This is a genomic window from Sutcliffiella cohnii, from assembly GCF_002250055.1.
In the GTDB taxonomy this organism is placed as follows: Bacteria; Bacillota; Bacilli; order Bacillales; family Bacillaceae_I; genus Sutcliffiella; species Sutcliffiella cohnii.
In genome coordinates this window covers 2,680,090-2,696,575 of record NZ_CP018866.1, presented here as the reverse complement: position 1 = coordinate 2,696,575, position 16,486 = coordinate 2,680,090, and the positions used below count along the sequence as shown (strand labels likewise).

At 35.2% G+C, this 16,486-nt stretch carries 16 protein-coding genes; 11 read left to right on the top strand and 5 right to left on the bottom strand.

What is annotated here, in order from left to right; all coding sequences use genetic code 11:
• The first annotated feature begins 152 nt into the window (after positions 1 to 152).
• Together BC6307_RS13385 and BC6307_RS13380 are read left to right on the top strand one after the other, a co-directional pair.
• Entirely contained in the window at positions 153 to 347 is a 195-nt protein-coding gene (locus tag BC6307_RS13385; protein WP_066420060.1) for a hypothetical protein, read from the top strand.
• Between the two features lie 129 nt (positions 348 to 476).
• Positions 477 to 1,274 carry an inositol monophosphatase family protein gene (locus tag BC6307_RS13380; RefSeq protein WP_084380665.1) on the top strand — a complete coding sequence of 266 codons (798 nt, stop codon included), beginning with the start codon at positions 477 to 479 and terminating at the stop codon, positions 1,272 to 1,274.
• A 23-nt stretch (positions 1,275 to 1,297) separates the two neighbouring features.
• On the opposite strand, the gene BC6307_RS13375 is transcribed toward BC6307_RS13380, so the two are convergent.
• The gene (locus BC6307_RS13375) at positions 1,298 to 1,486 is read right to left on the bottom strand and encodes a DUF5325 family protein (RefSeq protein ID WP_333482914.1); all 189 of its coding nucleotides are present in this window, start codon (positions 1,484 to 1,486) and stop codon (positions 1,298 to 1,300) included.
• A 194-nt stretch (positions 1,487 to 1,680) separates the two neighbouring features.
• Between BC6307_RS13375 and typA the strand changes: the two genes are divergently transcribed.
• Genes typA through BC6307_RS13360 form a run of 3 tightly spaced genes read left to right on the top strand, consistent with a single transcriptional unit; the run spans position 1,681 to position 4,150 of the window.
• Positions 1,681 to 3,519, top strand: a complete 1,839-nt coding sequence (gene typA, locus BC6307_RS13370) for a translational GTPase TypA (protein ID WP_066420068.1) — start codon at positions 1,681 to 1,683, stop codon at positions 3,517 to 3,519.
• A gap of 29 nt (positions 3,520 to 3,548) precedes the next feature.
• Positions 3,549 to 3,860 carry a YlaH-like family protein gene (locus BC6307_RS13365; protein WP_066420070.1) on the top strand — a complete coding sequence of 104 codons (312 nt, stop codon included), beginning with the start codon at positions 3,549 to 3,551 and terminating at the stop codon, positions 3,858 to 3,860.
• A complete protein-coding gene (locus BC6307_RS13360) occupies positions 3,860 to 4,150 on the top strand; it encodes a hypothetical protein (RefSeq protein WP_066420071.1) in 291 nt (96 codons plus the stop codon). The genes BC6307_RS13365 and BC6307_RS13360 overlap by 1 nt, the downstream gene beginning before the upstream one ends.
• Positions 4,151 to 4,672: 522 nt before the next feature.
• Here the strand turns inward: BC6307_RS13360 and BC6307_RS13355 are convergent.
• Positions 4,673 to 4,873 carry a YlaI family protein gene (locus tag BC6307_RS13355; protein ID WP_066419354.1) on the bottom strand — a complete coding sequence of 67 codons (201 nt, stop codon included), beginning with the start codon at positions 4,871 to 4,873 and terminating at the stop codon, positions 4,673 to 4,675.
• 145 nt (positions 4,874 to 5,018) lie between these two features.
• Entirely contained in the window at positions 5,019 to 5,651 is a 633-nt protein-coding gene (locus tag BC6307_RS13350; RefSeq protein ID WP_342351667.1) for a YhcN/YlaJ family sporulation lipoprotein, read from the bottom strand.
• Between the two features lie 183 nt (positions 5,652 to 5,834).
• Here BC6307_RS13350 and BC6307_RS13345 point away from each other — a divergent pair, with 183 nt between their 5' ends.
• Positions 5,835 to 7,169, top strand: coding sequence for a PhoH family protein (locus BC6307_RS13345; protein ID WP_066419350.1), 1,335 nt, complete (start codon positions 5,835 to 5,837; stop codon positions 7,167 to 7,169).
• A gap of 55 nt (positions 7,170 to 7,224) precedes the next feature.
• Here the strand turns inward: BC6307_RS13345 and BC6307_RS13340 are convergent, their stop codons facing one another.
• Positions 7,225 to 7,725 (bottom strand): hypothetical protein, encoded by a 501-nt coding sequence (locus BC6307_RS13340; RefSeq protein WP_066419349.1) that lies wholly within the window; start codon positions 7,723 to 7,725, stop codon positions 7,225 to 7,227.
• Between the two features lie 102 nt (positions 7,726 to 7,827).
• Here BC6307_RS13340 and glsA point away from each other — a divergent pair, with 102 nt between their 5' ends.
• From glsA to pyc, 3 genes are all read left to right on the top strand, one after another.
• Positions 7,828 to 8,757, top strand: a complete 930-nt coding sequence (gene glsA / locus BC6307_RS13335; protein ID WP_235858228.1) for a glutaminase A — start codon at positions 7,828 to 7,830, stop codon at positions 8,755 to 8,757.
• Between the two features lie 134 nt (positions 8,758 to 8,891).
• Positions 8,892 to 9,173: an Fpa/YlaN family protein gene (locus tag BC6307_RS13330; RefSeq protein WP_066419345.1), complete on the top strand. Its 282-nt coding sequence runs from the start codon at positions 8,892 to 8,894 to the stop codon at positions 9,171 to 9,173.
• 274 nt (positions 9,174 to 9,447) lie between these two features.
• Positions 9,448 to 12,885, top strand: coding sequence for a pyruvate carboxylase (gene pyc, locus BC6307_RS13325; protein ID WP_066419343.1), 3,438 nt, complete (start codon positions 9,448 to 9,450; stop codon positions 12,883 to 12,885).
• A 66-nt stretch (positions 12,886 to 12,951) separates the two neighbouring features.
• Here the strand turns inward: pyc and BC6307_RS13320 are convergent, their stop codons facing one another.
• Positions 12,952 to 13,899, bottom strand: coding sequence for a COX15/CtaA family protein (locus BC6307_RS13320; protein ID WP_169714886.1), 948 nt, complete (start codon positions 13,897 to 13,899; stop codon positions 12,952 to 12,954).
• Positions 13,900 to 14,375: 476 nt separating this feature from the next.
• Between BC6307_RS13320 and cyoE the strand changes: the two genes are divergently transcribed.
• Together cyoE and coxB are read left to right on the top strand one after the other, a co-directional pair.
• A complete protein-coding gene (gene cyoE, locus BC6307_RS13315) occupies positions 14,376 to 15,311 on the top strand; it encodes a heme o synthase (RefSeq protein ID WP_066419342.1) in 936 nt (311 codons plus the stop codon).
• A 124-nt stretch (positions 15,312 to 15,435) separates the two neighbouring features.
• Positions 15,436 to 16,482 carry a cytochrome c oxidase subunit II gene (gene coxB, locus BC6307_RS13310; protein WP_066419341.1) on the top strand — a complete coding sequence of 349 codons (1,047 nt, stop codon included), beginning with the start codon at positions 15,436 to 15,438 and terminating at the stop codon, positions 16,480 to 16,482.
• The last annotated feature ends 4 nt before the right edge of the window (positions 16,483 to 16,486 follow it).

Here is a 16,486-nt window from a genome sequence, read left to right as displayed (position 1 = left end):
CACCATTTTACCATAACAATTCTAACTACCACAAAAAAATGGTACTGAAATTTAGTTCCATATCATTTATTTTCCTCATAATATATACCAACAAATTATTCTTATTCTATGTTTCTAAGTGGTAAGCGGGGATGGGAAAAGGAGGAAAGAATATGGAGCAAGTAATGAAACCATGGAAAAAGAAAACGATAGAAAATAGACGTTCGGTATTAAAGTTAGAAATTGATTATGAGCTTGCTACTTTATACGAAGCGTTGGAATTAAATGATGTAAAAAAGATAAGAGAAACGAAAACAAAATTAAAAAAATTACAAGAAGAAATGTCAAGTTTACAAGAAGTAAAGTAGTTATTTACTCATAACGAACCTTGGTGGTTCGTTTTTCTATGAGGTCAGGCTCCAATCTTGATTTAATGTAAATGTTTCAGTAAGCTAAAGTAAATAGTAATTGATTTGATGAAAGTGGGCGAGAGATCTATGAAATGGTATGACATTGATGTTAATGCGAAAAAATGGACGAAAGAAGCAGGCGAAATAATTCGAAATTCCTTTCAAAATGAATTGCTAATACATACAAAATCAGCTCCTGATGACTTAGTAACTAATATGGATAAGGAAATTGAGCAGTTTTTTATAAAAAAAATAAATGAGACATATCCTGAACATCAAATATTAGGTGAAGAGGGATTTGGGAATGAAATAGAGGAATTGAAGGGAACAGTATGGATAATCGACCCTATCGACGGAACAATGAATTTCGTTCATCAGCAAAGAAACTTTGCTATTTCTGTTGCTGTATATGAAGATGGTGTTGGTAAAATTGGACTTATTTATGATGTTGTTTTAGATGAGTTATATCACTCTATAAAAGGTAATGGTGCATTCTTAAATGAGGAAAAGTTACCTAAATTAAAAAGCACAAAAGTTGCCGAGGCAGTAATTGGGATGAATGTCACTTGGGTCACGGAAAACAAAAGGATAAATCCAACTATTTTAGCTCCATTAGCAAAAGCGGTAAGAGGAACTCGCTCATACGGATCGGCAGCACTAGAGATGGCCTACGTTGCAACAGGAAGAATTGATGCGTATATAACATTACGTTTATCTCCTTGGGATTTTGCTGCGGGTCTTATTATTGTAGAAGAGTTAGGTGGTTATGTAACAACGCTAAAAGGTGAACCATTAAATTTACTAGCTCAAAATAGCGTTTTTGTATCGAAGCCGGGCTTACACGAAGAAATAATGAACGATTATTTATACAAATATAAAGGATGAGCGTGAACTCATCCTTATATTTGTTACCCGTTATTTTGTTCTCTAACTTTTTTCTTCTGTCTAAACCCAAATCCCATTACGATAATTAGTAAAAGGATAGATCCTATTATTCCAATAGTACTTCTTTCGGCAACTGTTATACCAATTAAGGCAAGGGCTGTTGCTGCTAACACTGCATACATAACAAAAATCCATTGAACATTCTTCATCATTCTCTCTCCCTTGTAAGCGCATTTAATGCTATAAAGAATATTTTACATAACTCTCGTCGTCATTTCTACTATGTTTGTGGTATAATACAACAGGTTAAGCATTAATAACGTATGATAATTACTTTTTATGAGGGAAAACTATACTCAGAAAGCTATATTATTATACATTAGTTGAATTTACAGGGAGATGACTTATGAAGATTCGAAATGATATTCGAAATATTGCCATTATCGCTCACGTTGATCATGGTAAAACAACGTTAGTAGACAAATTATTACATCAGGCGGGTACATTCCGTACGAATGAAACAGTAGCAGAACGTGCAATGGACTCTAATGATATAGAAAGAGAACGTGGAATAACTATTCTAGCGAAAAATACTGCTATTAATTATAAAGATACGCGTATTAACATTATGGATACGCCAGGACACGCTGACTTCGGTGGAGAAGTAGAACGTATCATGAAAATGGTGGACGGTGTTCTCTTAGTTGTAGATGCGTATGAAGGTTGTATGCCACAAACGCGATTCGTATTAAAGAAGGCTTTAGAGCAAAACTTAACTCCAATTGTTGTTGTAAACAAAATTGACCGTGACTTTGCTCGTCCTGAAGAAGTTGTTGATGAAGTTATAGATTTATTTATTGAATTAGGTGCTTCTGAAGAGCAAATTGAATTTCCTGTTGTGTATGCTTCTGCTATTAACGGTACAGCTAGTACGAACCCAGAGAAACAGGATGAAAACATGGAAGCTATTTATGAAGGAATTATAAACCATATTCCAGCACCAGTAGATAATAGTGATGAGCCATTACAATTCCAAGTATCATTATTAGATTATAATGATTACGTAGGTAGAATTGGAATTGGTCGTATTTTCCGTGGTACGATGAAAGTAGGTCAACAAGTAGCATTAATGAAACTAGACGGTTCAGTAAAACAATTCCGAGTTACTAAATTATTTGGTTTTATCGGATTAAAGCGTGTAGAAATTGAAGAGGCAAAGGCTGGAGATCTTGTTGCTGTATCTGGCATGGAAGATATAAACGTTGGAGAAACAGTATGTCCAGTTGAACATCAAGACGCTTTACCTGTTTTAAGAATTGATGAACCTACTCTTCAAATGACATTTTTAGTTAATAACAGTCCTTTTGCTGGTAAAGAAGGTAAATTTGTAACATCACGAAAAATTGAAGAACGTTTAGAAGCACAGCTTCAAACAGATGTTAGTTTACGTGTTGATCAAACAGATTCACCTGATGCATGGGTTGTTTCAGGTCGTGGTGAACTTCACTTATCTATTCTAATAGAAAATATGCGTCGAGAAGGTTTTGAGCTGCAAGTTTCAAAACCAGAAGTTATCATTAGAGAAATTGATGGAGTAAAATGTGAACCTGTTGAACGAGTTCAAATTGATGTACCTGAAGAATATACAGGTGGTGTAATGGAATCAATTGGTGCTCGTAAAGGTGAAATGTTAGACATGATTAATAATGGGAACGGACAAGTTCGTTTAATTTTCATGGTACCTTCACGCGGTTTAATCGGTTATTCAACAGAATTTTTATCATTAACTCGTGGTTATGGAATTATTAACCATACTTTTGACAGTTATCAACCTATGGCGCAAGGTCAAGTTGGGGGACGTCGTCAAGGTGTGTTAGTCTCAATGGAGACAGGTAAAGCTTCTTCTTATGGTATTATCGGAATTGAAGATAGAGGTGTAATCTTTGTAGAGCCTGGTACAGAAGTTTACGAAGGAATGATTGTTGGTGAACATAACCGCGATAATGACCTTGTAGTTAATATATGTAAAGTTAAAGCTGCAAATAATATCCGTTCTGCAAATAAAGAACAAACAGTTGGAATGAAAAAACCACGTATTATGACACTTGAAGAGTCATTAGAGTACTTGAACGATGATGAGTATTGTGAAATTACACCACATTCTATTCGTTTACGTAAGAAGCTTTTAGATAAGAACGAGCGTGAAAGAATTGCTAAAAAGAAAAAATACGCTGAAATGAACTAATGAATTTGTAAGTAAGGGGGAGGAACGATATGGAAGATGTAGTAGATCGCCTTTCGCCTTTTGCTAAAATGTTCCGGGTTGATCAAAACCCGGAATTAGGCATGTGGCTACTATTTATCACAATTTTTCTTTTATCCGTATTAGTTTATAAACTAGGGTTTGCTTTAAAATTGCCTATATTAAAATCGGCCATCATTTATTTATTCTTATTCTTTGGCAGTACGGTATTATCGTTTTTAGCGATTCAGCTACCGGTTGCAGAAGGATTAGTAGTGGCTGCTTTAATTTTAATCATTTATAAGATTCGTCTTCATAATTCTAAAAAGGCGGAAGAAGTGTAATGAGAAGCCTTCAAGATACTCTCTATAACTGGTTAACCATTAAGGTTGTTGCAGATGCAAGACCAGATGATCATGCTGCAAATGAAACGTATGAATTGTTCACGAATATTTTGAAAGATGATCATAAGGTTGAAAATGTGCAAGTATTGAAAGAAGACCCGATGTACTATGTTTTATATACAACGGAACAAGGAGAAAATAAAAAGGTGAGGTTCCCGATGGAACTTATCGACGTGATGATCGACCAAATTAATAACGAACCTGAAAAGTACACGAATTATCCAAAATAACAAAAACCCTGAGATTATCTCAGGGTTTTTGTTTGCAGTTTATCCTTTTTATTCATCTACCCTGAAAATGGATGTGTTTGGGAAAGTGGCATTTCAATATAGACAGTATTGATTGTTGTTTATACGTTTTAAGTTAGCGCCTGTCTTATGCTTGTCGGGCCAGGTCGAGCCGCCTCCGCTTTTCTGATTGTCTAGCTACGGGCGTTAGCGGCTATCAAACTTCCCTTTCCTTCTGTACGATAAGTCAACATGAGCTCACTAGCGTTCGCTGTGTTTCCTTTATCTCCGCCAGGAAAGCTCCAGTTTGTACGCCGCTGAACGAACGCCGCCATTTTTCTTGTCGTTTAGGAAATTATAAAAGTGGAAAGTTGTGGATAACTACTAACTTTGTGTTGCTACGTCTAGCTCCGGCGGCTTGGCCCTCGAGACATAAGTCAGTCACTTCCGGTGGACAAAGAGCGTCCACCTGCAGCGCCTGCCTTATGCTTGTCGGGCCAGAACGAGCCGCCTCCGCTTTTGTTCTCACCAGCCGTCGTCGTTTTTTTTCGGTTCGTTTAGTTTGAAGTTCCCGGTTGCGATTCTTTCTTTTGTCTTTGTTTCGATGCGGTCATGACAAACTTGACACATGTATGTATGTATTGGACGATTTCTTAATTTTTTTGCAATTAGTAATTCTTCATGTATGTTTTCAATTTTATCGCAAATGACACATTTAACTCTCATTAGCCCACCTCATAAGGAAAATATGGTATAAGTATAGCATAAGAAAGTCTATATCGTGAAAGTAAGTTTAACTAATATAATTTAACTCCTATTAGACAAGAAATAAAGGTGAGGATATTTTCCTCACCTTACATGTTCTTTCAACCTATTCATTCCCTACGTTTTTATTTCTTTCTTCATCTTTATGACCTTGTGATTGCTCTTGTTGCTGTTGTTCTAGTCTTTTTTCTTGGTCGTTTCCGAGTTGTTGATTATTTTCCTCAGTTGGGTTAGGTTCTGCAGGTTCTTTTAAGTCAATCGGTACTTCTGGCATTACTCGACCAACCATTTCGCCTAATTCATTTAAAATTCCTGCAATAGGTCTACCGTTTTGAATGTCATTCCCCATTTCTTGTAAACGAACATACATATCTGCATCGGCAATTATTACCGCATTAGCCCCATATGGATCTTTTTTTAAGCTTTCTGCTACAGAGTATTTAATAGTACTAACTCTTGAGCGGTCTAAATCTGAATTTACATCAATTCCTACAACAGCATATGGACCTAAGACTACTGCAGTTGCATCATTTACATTTGGGATTCTTGTTGACAAATCAACTAAATGTCGAGCTACTTCTTGTCCAGTTTTTCTGTCTACTTGCGTATTAGCTGAATCTTTAACGTGGATTATTCTATTGTCTTCTCCAGCTTGTCCCATGTTTCTTGGTTGGTTTGTGCAGGCAACTAATAAAAGCGCCATCATTATAAGTATTAATATTTTCTTCAAGACCTTCACTCCTTGAATGAACATATTCCTTTAAATGTTCTTTATAGTTATTGTTGATTTGTTCTTCTATCTTTATTCATTGTCACATATATTTTATCAACGGGCCGTCCACTATTAGTAAAAGATACCCTAATAGAGACGGACGCCTTCTACAAGGTGATAGAGAAGAAAACATAAATAGCAGGAGGCGGCATGTTGAAAAAAATATACGTTTTAGACACGAATGTATTGTTGCAAGATCCTTATTCAATTTATTCTTTTGCAGACAATGAAGTAGTAATTCCAGCTGTAGTATTAGAAGAGGTTGATTCTAAAAAGCGTTACATGGACGAAATAGGGAGAAATGCTAGACAAGTGTCAAAATTAATTGATTCGTTAAGGGAATCAGGTAAATTACACGAAAAAATACCATTACATAATGGGGGATCGCTAAGAATTGAATTAAACCATCGCAGCTTTCATCAGTTACAAGAAGTTTTCGTAGAAAAAACGAACGATAATCGCATTTTAGCCGTCGCTAAAAATTTATCTTTAGAAGAACAAACGAAGGAAGATGGTAGACCGGTCATTCTTGTTAGTAAAGATGCGTTAGTACGCGTTAAAGCAGATGCCATTGGTCTAATTTCACAAGATTTTTTAAATGACAGAGTGGTGGAAGTAGATCATATTTACAAAGGGTTTTTAGAAATATTTACTTCAATAAGTTCTTTGAATGAATTTTATGCTAAAGGTGAAATGGAAGTATCGCAGCTTGTAAATAAAGATGCGCTTTATCCGAATCAGTTTATCATTATGAAGGACGAATTAGGTGGTTCTGCATCAGCAATTGGTATGTGTGATTCCGTAGGGAAAAAAGTAAAAAAACTTTCCTTTGACCAAGAGCATATATGGGGTATTCGTCCAAGGAATGTCCAACAGACTATGGCTTTTGAATTACTTTTAAGGAGTGATATCCCTCTCGTAACACTAACGGGAAAGGCCGGAACTGGAAAAACGTTAGTTGCATTAGCTGCTGGGTTATTACAAACAGAAGATTTGAATTTGTATAAAAAACTGTTAGTTGCTCGTCCAATAGTGCCAGTTGGAAAAGATATTGGATTTTTACCAGGAGAAAAGGAAGAAAAGCTACGCCCATGGATGCAACCAATTTATGATAATTTAGAATATCTATTTAATACTAAAAAACCAGGAGAGTTAGATGCAATATTGGCGGGAATGGGTTCTATCGAGGTAGAAGCTCTTACTTACATTAGAGGTAGAAGTATCCCAGAGCAATTTATCATTATTGATGAAGCGCAAAACTTAACGAAACATGAAGTGAAAACGATACTAACTCGAGTAGGTGAACGAAGTAAGATTGTGTTAATGGGAGATCCAGAGCAAATTGATCATCCTTATTTAGATGAATATAATAATGGACTAACATATGTTGTGGAGAAATTCAAACAACAACAACTTTCAGGGCATATTAAATTTGTAAAAGGTGAAAGATCTCTATTAGCCAAGTTAGCAGCAGATATTTTGTAAATTATTTCATAATAAGAGGGGCTGCTTAAAAAGAGCAGCCCCTAGAACCGAGTTTTTATCGTAAAATTACCTTTTTTACAGATACGATTGGTTCTTCTTTGTTAGAACCGTCGCCATAGTATAAGTGGACAGGCCCATCAGCTTGTAAGGGCTTTCCATTTTTGGAGAAAGCAAAAATAGCTTCGTGGGCATCTTTAAAACTCATCACCACTTCTTTATCCTCTGTAACGAAAACGACTTCCTCTGCAGTTTCTAGTGGTTCCGCATTTTTTAAAAAGGGACTTAATTTTATACCGAATGAACCGGTAAGTACCTTTTCTTTTTCAAATTTCTTCTCAGACTTTAATGTTGGTGGATAAATAGCACCTTCCATTATTTCGCGATCCCAATGTTTAGAAATATTCTTTGTATATGCTTCTAAATCATTAGCATCACCAGCTTCATTTTTATTAAAATATGTATTTAAATCAATCCTACGATCGTCAAATATCCAAACACCAGGATCTAACGTAATTGGAAACTTTACTTTCCCCTCTATTGCAATAATATTCTCCATACATACCCTCCATAATAGTAAAATCACATAATGATGTAAAAAAGGAAAAAAGGTTACTCTAATATTATAGTACACGAAATGTTGGAAGGGAGAAAGAAAAAAGTGCCTTGTAGAAGTGGTGTTGAGTTGCAAAAGTTAGTAGATAAAGCAAAAAGGAAAGCAAATGAAGGGAAAGTGGCTAGTTACATACCAGCCTTACAGTTGGAAAATCCAGAAGATTTATCTTGTGCCATTCTTTTTCCGAATAATGATTGTATTTCAGCTGGGGATATTGAGAAGAAATTTACCCTTCAAAGTATTTCAAAAATCATCTCGCTTGCCTATGCGTTAATAGATTTAGGAGAAGAGCATGTATTTCATAAAGTAGGAATGGAACCGACAGGAGACCCTTTTAATTCGATCATTAAGTTAGAAACAGAATCTCAAGCAAAACCATTGAACCCAATGATAAATGCTGGAGCATTGGCGATTACTTCCTTAATAAAAGGAAAAGATGCAAATGAAAAATTTACTAATTTACTACAATTTGTACGAAAGTTAGCTGGAGATGAATCAATTGGATTTAATAGGGAAGTTGCCATCTCTGAATTCAATACATCTCATTTAAACCGGTCTCTTTGTTTTTTTATGAAAAATAGTGGAGTTATCATAGGAGATGTAGAAGAAATTATGGAAGTATATACAAAACAATGTGCAATCGAGATGAACTGTTTAACGTTAGCAAGAATCGGGTATATTTTTGCTTTCGACGGGAAAGATCCAGAAACTAACGAACAGCTTATCCCAAAAAGTGTAGCACGAATTTGTAAGACGTTTATGGTAACTTGTGGAATGTATAATGCTTCAGGTGAATTCGCCATTAAAATTGGTATTCCAGCTAAAAGTGGTGTTTCTGGTGGTATTATGGGATCTGTTCCAGGTAGGTTTGGAATTGGAATTTTTGGACCAGCCCTTAATGAGATTGGGAATAGCCATACTGGTTTAACTTTACTTGAATATTTAGCGGAAAAATATGAATTAAGTATGTTTTAATATTCTTTTCTTCTTTTATATTGCATAAAATATAATATATTGTGGGACAGTTTTGATGGTTTGTGTTGCAATTTTCCTAGAAAAGCGATAAGATTTATAAAAGATAGTTATTTGTGATAACGGAGGGATCGATATTGGCATCAGAAATTATCGTCGATCATCGTGAAAAAGCGGTATCTCTTTTAAAAGCAGATTCCGATAAAATTTTAAAATTAATACAAGTGCAAATGGACAATCTTACAATGCCTCAATGTCCATTATATGAGGAAGTGTTAGATACTCAAATGTTTGGACTTTCACGAGAAATTGATTTCGCAGTTCGACTAGGGTTGTTAACAGAAAAAGAAGGTAAGGATATTTTAGGAAAGTTAGAACGTGAACTTTCTTCTTTACACGAAGCATGGGAAAGAAAATAATAAAATAAGGCGGCTTGAATCACAAAGCTTTTGTGACTCGAGCCTTTTTATTTACACTAATTAATTGTTAGAAAGTTACAAATCTTGAGAATGGACAAGCACATAGTAGATTTTTAAGTCTAAAAGAATAAATATGCTTAGTGAATATCCCAGTTAGCTTCAATAAGAATTATGAACATGATCAAATAAACTTGTATGAGAAAATTGAAGGAATTTGCTGAATTGTGAAGAATTAAAGCTATAATCAAATTATAATGTCTTCAGGAGGTTATTTATGAGAAAGATTAACAAAATTTTAGTAGCAAACCGTGGGGAAATTGCTATTCGAGTATTTCGGGCATGCACGGAATTAAATATAAGAACAGTTGCTATATATTCTAAAGAAGATGTTGGTTCCTATCACCGTTATAAAGCAGATGAAGCATACTTAGTTGGTGAAGGAAAAAAACCTATTGATGCATATTTAGATATCGAAGGTATTATTACAATTGCGATAGATAATAAAGTAGATGCAATCCATCCCGGCTATGGTTTTTTATCAGAAAATATTGAATTTGCCCGCAGATGTGAAGAGGAAGGAATAGTCTTTATCGGTCCAACTTCTAAACATTTAGATATGTTTGGAGATAAAGTTAAAGCACGTACGCAAGCGATGTTAGCAGAAATTCCTGTTATTCCAGGAAGTGACGGTCCGGTGCATTCGTTAGAAGAAGTGATGGACTTTGCCAATACATATGGCTATCCAATCATTATTAAGGCTGCACTTGGTGGTGGAGGAAGAGGAATGAGAGTTGTTCATTCCAAATCTGAACTAAAAGAATCGTTTGAACGTGCAAAATCGGAAGCAAAAGCAGCTTTTGGAAATGATAATGTTTACGTGGAAAAACTAATAGAAAAACCGAAACATATTGAAGTTCAAATAATAGGGGATACAAAAGGAAATATCGTTCATCTTTACGAACGTGATTGCTCCATTCAACGACGTCATCAAAAAGTTGTAGAAATAGCACCAAGTGTCTCTCTCACTAAAGAACTTCGTGAAGACATTTGTGATGCTGCTGTTAAATTAATGAAAAATGTTGATTACGTTAATGCGGGAACAGTTGAGTTTTTAGTATCAGGGAATGAATTTTACTTTATTGAGGTAAACCCACGTATTCAAGTTGAACACACTATTACTGAACTTATTACTGGTGTAGACATTGTACAAACACAAATATTAATTGCAGAAGGCTTCGGTTTAAACGATAAAGAAGTAGGTGTCCCACCACAAGATGAAATTAAAATTCATGGCTATGCGATACAGTCACGTGTAACGACGGAAGACCCAACGAACGGTTTCTTACCAGACACAGGTAAGTTAATGGTTTATCGATCTGGGGGAGGCTTCGGTGTTCGACTTGATGCTGGAAATAGCTATCAGGGCGCAGTGATTACTCCATATTATGATTCTTTACTTGTTAAAGTTTCCACTTGGGCACTTACATTTGAACAAGCAGCTATGAAAATGGAGCGCAACTTAAAAGAATTTCGTATTAGAGGAATAAAAACAAATATTCCATTTTTAGAAAACGTAGTGAAGCATCCTAATTTTATGAATGGAGAATATGATACTTCATTTATAGATACGACACCTGAGTTATTTATTTTTCCTAAACGATTAGACCGTGGTACAAAAATGCTATCATATATCGGAAATGTGACAGTAAACGGTTTTCCAGGTGTAGAAAAAGATAGTAAACCATATTTTGAAGGGCCAGCAGTTCCAAGTATTAATAATAGAGAACCTATACCGCAAGGGACAAAACAAATTTTAGATGAAAAGGGAGCAGAGGGACTTGTTCACTGGATAAAACAACAAGAAAACGTGTTGTTAACAGATACAACTTTTAGAGATGCCCACCAATCACTTCTTGCAACGAGAATAAGAACAAATGATTTAATGAAAATTACGGAACCTACTGCAAGACTATTGCCTAACCTATTCTCCTTAGAAATGTGGGGAGGTGCTACATTTGACGTAGCGTACCGTTTCTTAAGTGAAGATCCTTGGGAAAGGCTACTAAAAATGCGTGAAAAAGCACCGAATATTCTGTTTCAAATGTTATTAAGAGCATCCAATGCTGTGGGGTACAAAAACTACCCAGATAACCTAATTAAAGACTTTGTTGAGAAATCTGCACACGCTGGTATTGATGTTTTCCGTATATTTGATAGTTTGAATTGGGTAAAAGGTATGACATTAGCAATAGATTCCGTGCGAGAAAGCGGAAAAATAGCAGAAGCAGCTATTTGTTATACAGGTGATATATTAGATGTATCAAGGCCGAAATATAATTTAGCTTACTACAAAGATTTAGCGAAAGAACTAGAAAACGCAGGTGCGCATATTTTAGGAATTAAAGATATGGCTGGTCTGTTAAAGCCACAAGCGGCCTATGAATTAATATCTACATTAAAAGAAACAGTTGATATTCCTATTCATTTGCATACTCATGATACTAGTGGAAACGGTGTATATATGTATGCCAAAGCAATAGAAGCAGGGGTAGATATTGTTGATGTGGCGGCAAGCTCTATGGCTGGGTTAACGTCTCAACCGAGCGCTAGTACTTTATATTACGCTCTAGAAGGGTCAAATAGGCAGCCTGATGTTAACGTAGATTCTTTAGAGAAGATTTCTCAATATTGGGATGGTGTTCGAAAGTATTACAAAGACTTTGAAAGTGGTATGAATAGTCCACATACAGAAATATACCAACATGAAATGCCGGGTGGTCAGTATAGTAACTTACAGCAACAAGCAAAAGCAGTTGGCTTAGGTGAAAGATGGGAAGAAGTAAAGAAAATGTATCGAACTGTTAATGATATGTTTGGGGATATTGTAAAAGTAACTCCTTCTTCTAAAGTAGTCGGAGATATGGCATTATTCATGGTCCAAAATAACTTAACAGAACAAGATGTTTTAGATAAAGGAGAAACGATCGATTTTCCTGACTCCGTTATTGAATTATTTGAAGGATTTTTAGGACAGCCGCACGGTGGTTTCCCAGAACAGTTACAAAAAGTTATTTTGAAAGGAAAAGAACCTATAAGAGTTCGCCCAGGAGAATTACTTGATGATGTAAATTTCGATGAAATAAAAGAATTGCTATTTCAAAAGCTTAATCGTCAAGTGACCGAACATGAAATTATTTCATACGCACTTTATCCGAAAGTGTTTTTAGATTATCAGAAAAAATATGAAATGTATGGAAGTATATCAGTACTAGATACCCCAACATTTTTATATGGGATGAGACTTGGTGAAGAAATCCAAGTAGAAATTGAACAAGGTAAAACCTTAATCGTAAAATTAGTTTCTATTGGAGAGCCACAAAAAGATGGAACAAGAGTTGTCTATTTTGAACTTAATGGCCAACCACGTGAAGTTCACATTAAAGATGAAAGTGTTCAAACTTCCGTTATTGCAAAGCAGAAAGTCGATCCATCTAATAGAGGACATATTGGTGCAACGATGCCTGGAACAGTAATTAAAGTATTAGTGGAAAAAGGTGAAAAAGTGAATAAAGGTGATCATCTAATGATTACCGAAGCGATGAAAATGGAAACTACAGTCCAAGCCCCATTCTCGGGGACAGTTAAAGAAATCCATGTCCAAGCAAGCGAAGCAATTAGTACAGGTGATTTATTGTTAGAATTAAAAGAGTAGACACTTAAGAAAATTTTGCATAATGGAGAATAAAAAAAATGCGGAGTATTTACTCCGCATTTTTTATTAAGCTTGAATACTACTTTTATTAGATTGATCTGCATCATTCTGTCGATTAAGTTTATTTCTTGTAACTAGCATGACAAAATAACTTAATACACCAAACAAACAAGAAATAATTAAGGCGTGCAGTAACGAAACGACTAAGTTCAATTTAGTAAAAACGATAATTGCTCCAGTTGAAACTTGTAAAGATACGAGTAGCGAACAAACAATCCATCCGTAATGAATAACAGGTTGATGTTTATACTTCTTAATTGCTAAAACTGTTACATATACAATCCATAAAAATAGTAAACCAGCAGCAGCACGGTGACCCATTTGTATCCATTCATGCATCTGAGTAGGGAATCCTAAACCGTTTTTAGTACAAAATGGCCAAGATGGACATGCTAAACTTGCATTTGTATGTCTTACTAATGCACCAGTATAAACAACCATATAACAATAAGTAATGATACCAATAATGTGGAAAGACATTCTTTTGTCTATAATGAGTTTAGTAGCATCAAACTTTTTATCAGCCTCAAAAATTAAGAGGGTTAATAAAAAGACAGTGGCAAATGATATTAAGGAAATTCCAAAGTGTAATGCGAGTACGAAAGAGGATTGTCCCCACATTACCGCTGCAGCACCGATTAACGCTTGAAGAATTAAAAATATAAAAGAAACAATCGATAAAAATTTCGTCTCTCTTAAATGACCAATTGATCTCCAAGCCCATACTGCTAATACTAGTACCATAATTGCTGCTAAGCCAGAAACAATTCGATGGCTTAACTCTACAACGAGTTCAAATGTTATTTCGCTAGGTATTAATTCACCGTGACATAATGGCCAAGAATCACCACATCCATCTCCAGAATCTGTTTTAGTAACAAGCGCTCCACCTATTAATACGAAGAGCATTACGATGGTTGTACAAACGGCGAATCCTTTTAATTTTCTATGCAATAGATTCACCTACTTAAAAAGTATTTTTTCATTTTATACCAAAAGCATTAAAAAAATGTTAAAATAAAAAACGTCCTACACAATATTACACAATAACCAAAAAAATAACAATCCATATTGTTGGATATGAAATGCTAAATATTATTCTAAAAAAGGTTGAATATTAGTAAGGAGTTTGCTAGAAATAAATAAAGGAGCTAGTAGAGAGTATACTAACTTTTAATAGCGCTTTTATTATACACTTTTTCTTGCTCTCAAAGGAGCTTTTCAGACACGAGTCACAAATTAGTCAAAAATTCTCCGAAAAATAGTCACAAAACATTTGGTAAATATGATTTAATATACAGAGAACATCCTCGTTTATATTAAAAAACAAGGCGTGTTTCATTTTTTTGTATTGTTTAGCAGTGGAAACGGATACATCCGATATTACAATTACTGTTACTATTGCTTTTAAAGAAAAGGGAGGAATATAAATGGCGAATTTGAGGACTGTTGATCCAGCGTCAGAAAATATAGCCGAAAGTCGTCCTCAAAAGAGTGTTCAAGCTAGTGCTTGGAGTGATTTCTTATCATTAATTAAGATAGGAATCGTAAATTCAAACTTTATTACGACATTTACAGGGCTTTGGTTAGCACTATATTTTACAAATAGTGGTTTCCTTAACAATATAAATATTGTATTATTAACGATGATTGGTTCTTCGTTAGTAATTGCCGGTTCTTGTAGTTTAAATAACTATATCGACCGTGATATTGACCATTTAATGAATAGAACAATGGATCGTCCAACTGTGTCTGGAAGAATGAATCCTAAATGGGCACTTTACGTCGGGTTATTATTAACTCTTGTAGGAACTATTCTATTAGCATTAACGACTATTACAGCTGCTGTAATTGGATTAATAGGTGTTTTCTCTTACGTAGTACTATATTCATTATGGTCTAAGAGAACAAGTACATTAAATACAGTAGTTGGAAGTGTCTCGGGTGCTGTACCTCCATTAATTGGGTGGGCCGCAGTTGATCCAAGCCTTTCGCTGCAAGCGTGGATGTTATTCTTTATCCTATTTATATGGCAAATTCCGCATTTTCTAGCAATTGCGATTCGTAGATGTGAAGAATATCGTAATGCTGGGATTCCGATGCTACCAGTAGTACACGGTTTCTCCGTAACAAGAAGACAGATGGTTATATGGACGTTATGTTTAATACCGCTACCATTTTACTTGTACGACTTAGGTATTGTGTTTTTAACAATAGCAACATTATTAAATGTAGGTTGGGTTGCACTAGGATTTGCTGGATATAAGATGAAGAATGAGATGAAATGGGCAACACTAATGTTTATCTATTCTTTAAATTACTTAACTATTATGTATGTGTCTATGATAGTAGTCACTATTTTTTAATAGATAAGGGAAAAGAATATCGTAATTTTTTTTTGTGATTAGATTTCTTCTAATGTGAACAGAAGAAATTTATCAATACATTCTACTTCACTTACTACTTATGAAAGAGGGGTTTGATCAGGCTATGAAAAGATGGCTACCGAATTTGCGCGTATTTTCACTGTTCAGTGTACTAGCGCTGTTTTTAGCAGGATGTGGTAAACCATACTTATCTGCACTTCAGCCAGTTGGTGAAGTAGCAGATATGCAAATGTCACTAATTTTACTAAGTACTGCGATTATGACAATTGTTGTGGTTGTTGTTTCCATTATCTTCGTATACGTTGTTGTAAAATTCCGTAAACGCAAAGGTGATGAGGACTTTATTCCGAAACAAGTGGAAGGAAGCCACAAACTAGAAGTTATTTGGACTGTTATTCCTATTTTACTATTGTTAATTTTGGCAGTTCCAACTGTATCTTACACGTTTAAATTAGCTGATGTAGAAGCTATGCATAACGAGGAAGAAGATGTATTAGTTGTCGATGTTACGGCACACCTATATTGGTGGGAATTTGAATATCCAGGTTACGGAGTTGTAACTTCTCAAGACTTGGTAGTTCCTACTGATGAAAGAATCTATTTTAACTTAATAGCTAGTGATGTTAAACATTCATTCTGGGTTCCATCAGCAGGTGGAAAGCTTGATACGAATACGGATAACGTTAATAGCTTTTGGTTATCATTTGATTCAAAGCGTGCAGAAGAAGCAGGCAATTTATTCTATGGAAAATGTGCTGAGTTATGTGGACCGTCACATGCTCTAATGGACTTTAAAGTTCAAACAGTTTCACGTGCTGAGTTCGATCAATGGATTGAAAAAATGCAAAACGTAGAACACACTCCAACAACTGACCTTGCTCAAGCAGGAGAAGAAATCTTTGCACAAAGCTGTATCGGTTGTCACGCAATCTCTGGTGATGCTTCAAGTATTGCACCTAACTTAGCAAACTTTGGTGACCGTAGTCGTATTGCGGGTATTTTAGAGCATACTCCAGAAAAACTTCGCTTATGGTTAGAAGATCCAGATTCTGTGAAACCAGCGAACAAAATGACAGGTACATATGGAGAATTAAATCCAGATGAACTAGATGCTCTTGTCGAGTATTTAATGGACTTAAAATTAGAATAAAGTA

Excerpts from the sequence above, each read along its gene's own strand:
- BC6307_RS13360 (WP_066420071.1), top strand. The coding sequence starts at position 3,860 with ATGAGAAGCCTTCAAGATACTCTCTATAACTGGTTAACCATTAAGGTT.
- pyc (WP_066419343.1), top strand. The coding sequence starts at position 9,448 with ATGAGAAAGATTAACAAAATTTTAGTAGCAAACCGTGGGGAAATTGCT.
- BC6307_RS13340 (WP_066419349.1), bottom strand. The coding sequence starts at position 7,725 with ATGGAGAATATTATTGCAATAGAGGGGAAAGTAAAGTTTCCAATTACG.
- BC6307_RS13380 (WP_084380665.1), top strand. The coding sequence starts at position 477 with ATGAAATGGTATGACATTGATGTTAATGCGAAAAAATGGACGAAAGAA.
- BC6307_RS13385 (WP_066420060.1), top strand. The coding sequence starts at position 153 with ATGGAGCAAGTAATGAAACCATGGAAAAAGAAAACGATAGAAAATAGA.
- cyoE (WP_066419342.1), top strand. The coding sequence starts at position 14,376 with ATGGCGAATTTGAGGACTGTTGATCCAGCGTCAGAAAATATAGCCGAA.
- BC6307_RS13345 (WP_066419350.1), top strand. The coding sequence starts at position 5,835 with ATGTTGAAAAAAATATACGTTTTAGACACGAATGTATTGTTGCAAGAT.
- coxB (WP_066419341.1), top strand. The coding sequence starts at position 15,436 with ATGAAAAGATGGCTACCGAATTTGCGCGTATTTTCACTGTTCAGTGTA.
- BC6307_RS13355 (WP_066419354.1), bottom strand. The coding sequence starts at position 4,873 with ATGAGAGTTAAATGTGTCATTTGCGATAAAATTGAAAACATACATGAA.
- BC6307_RS13365 (WP_066420070.1), top strand. The coding sequence starts at position 3,549 with ATGGAAGATGTAGTAGATCGCCTTTCGCCTTTTGCTAAAATGTTCCGG.
- BC6307_RS13375 (WP_333482914.1), bottom strand. The coding sequence starts at position 1,486 with ATGATGAAGAATGTTCAATGGATTTTTGTTATGTATGCAGTGTTAGCA.
- typA (WP_066420068.1), top strand. The coding sequence starts at position 1,681 with ATGAAGATTCGAAATGATATTCGAAATATTGCCATTATCGCTCACGTT.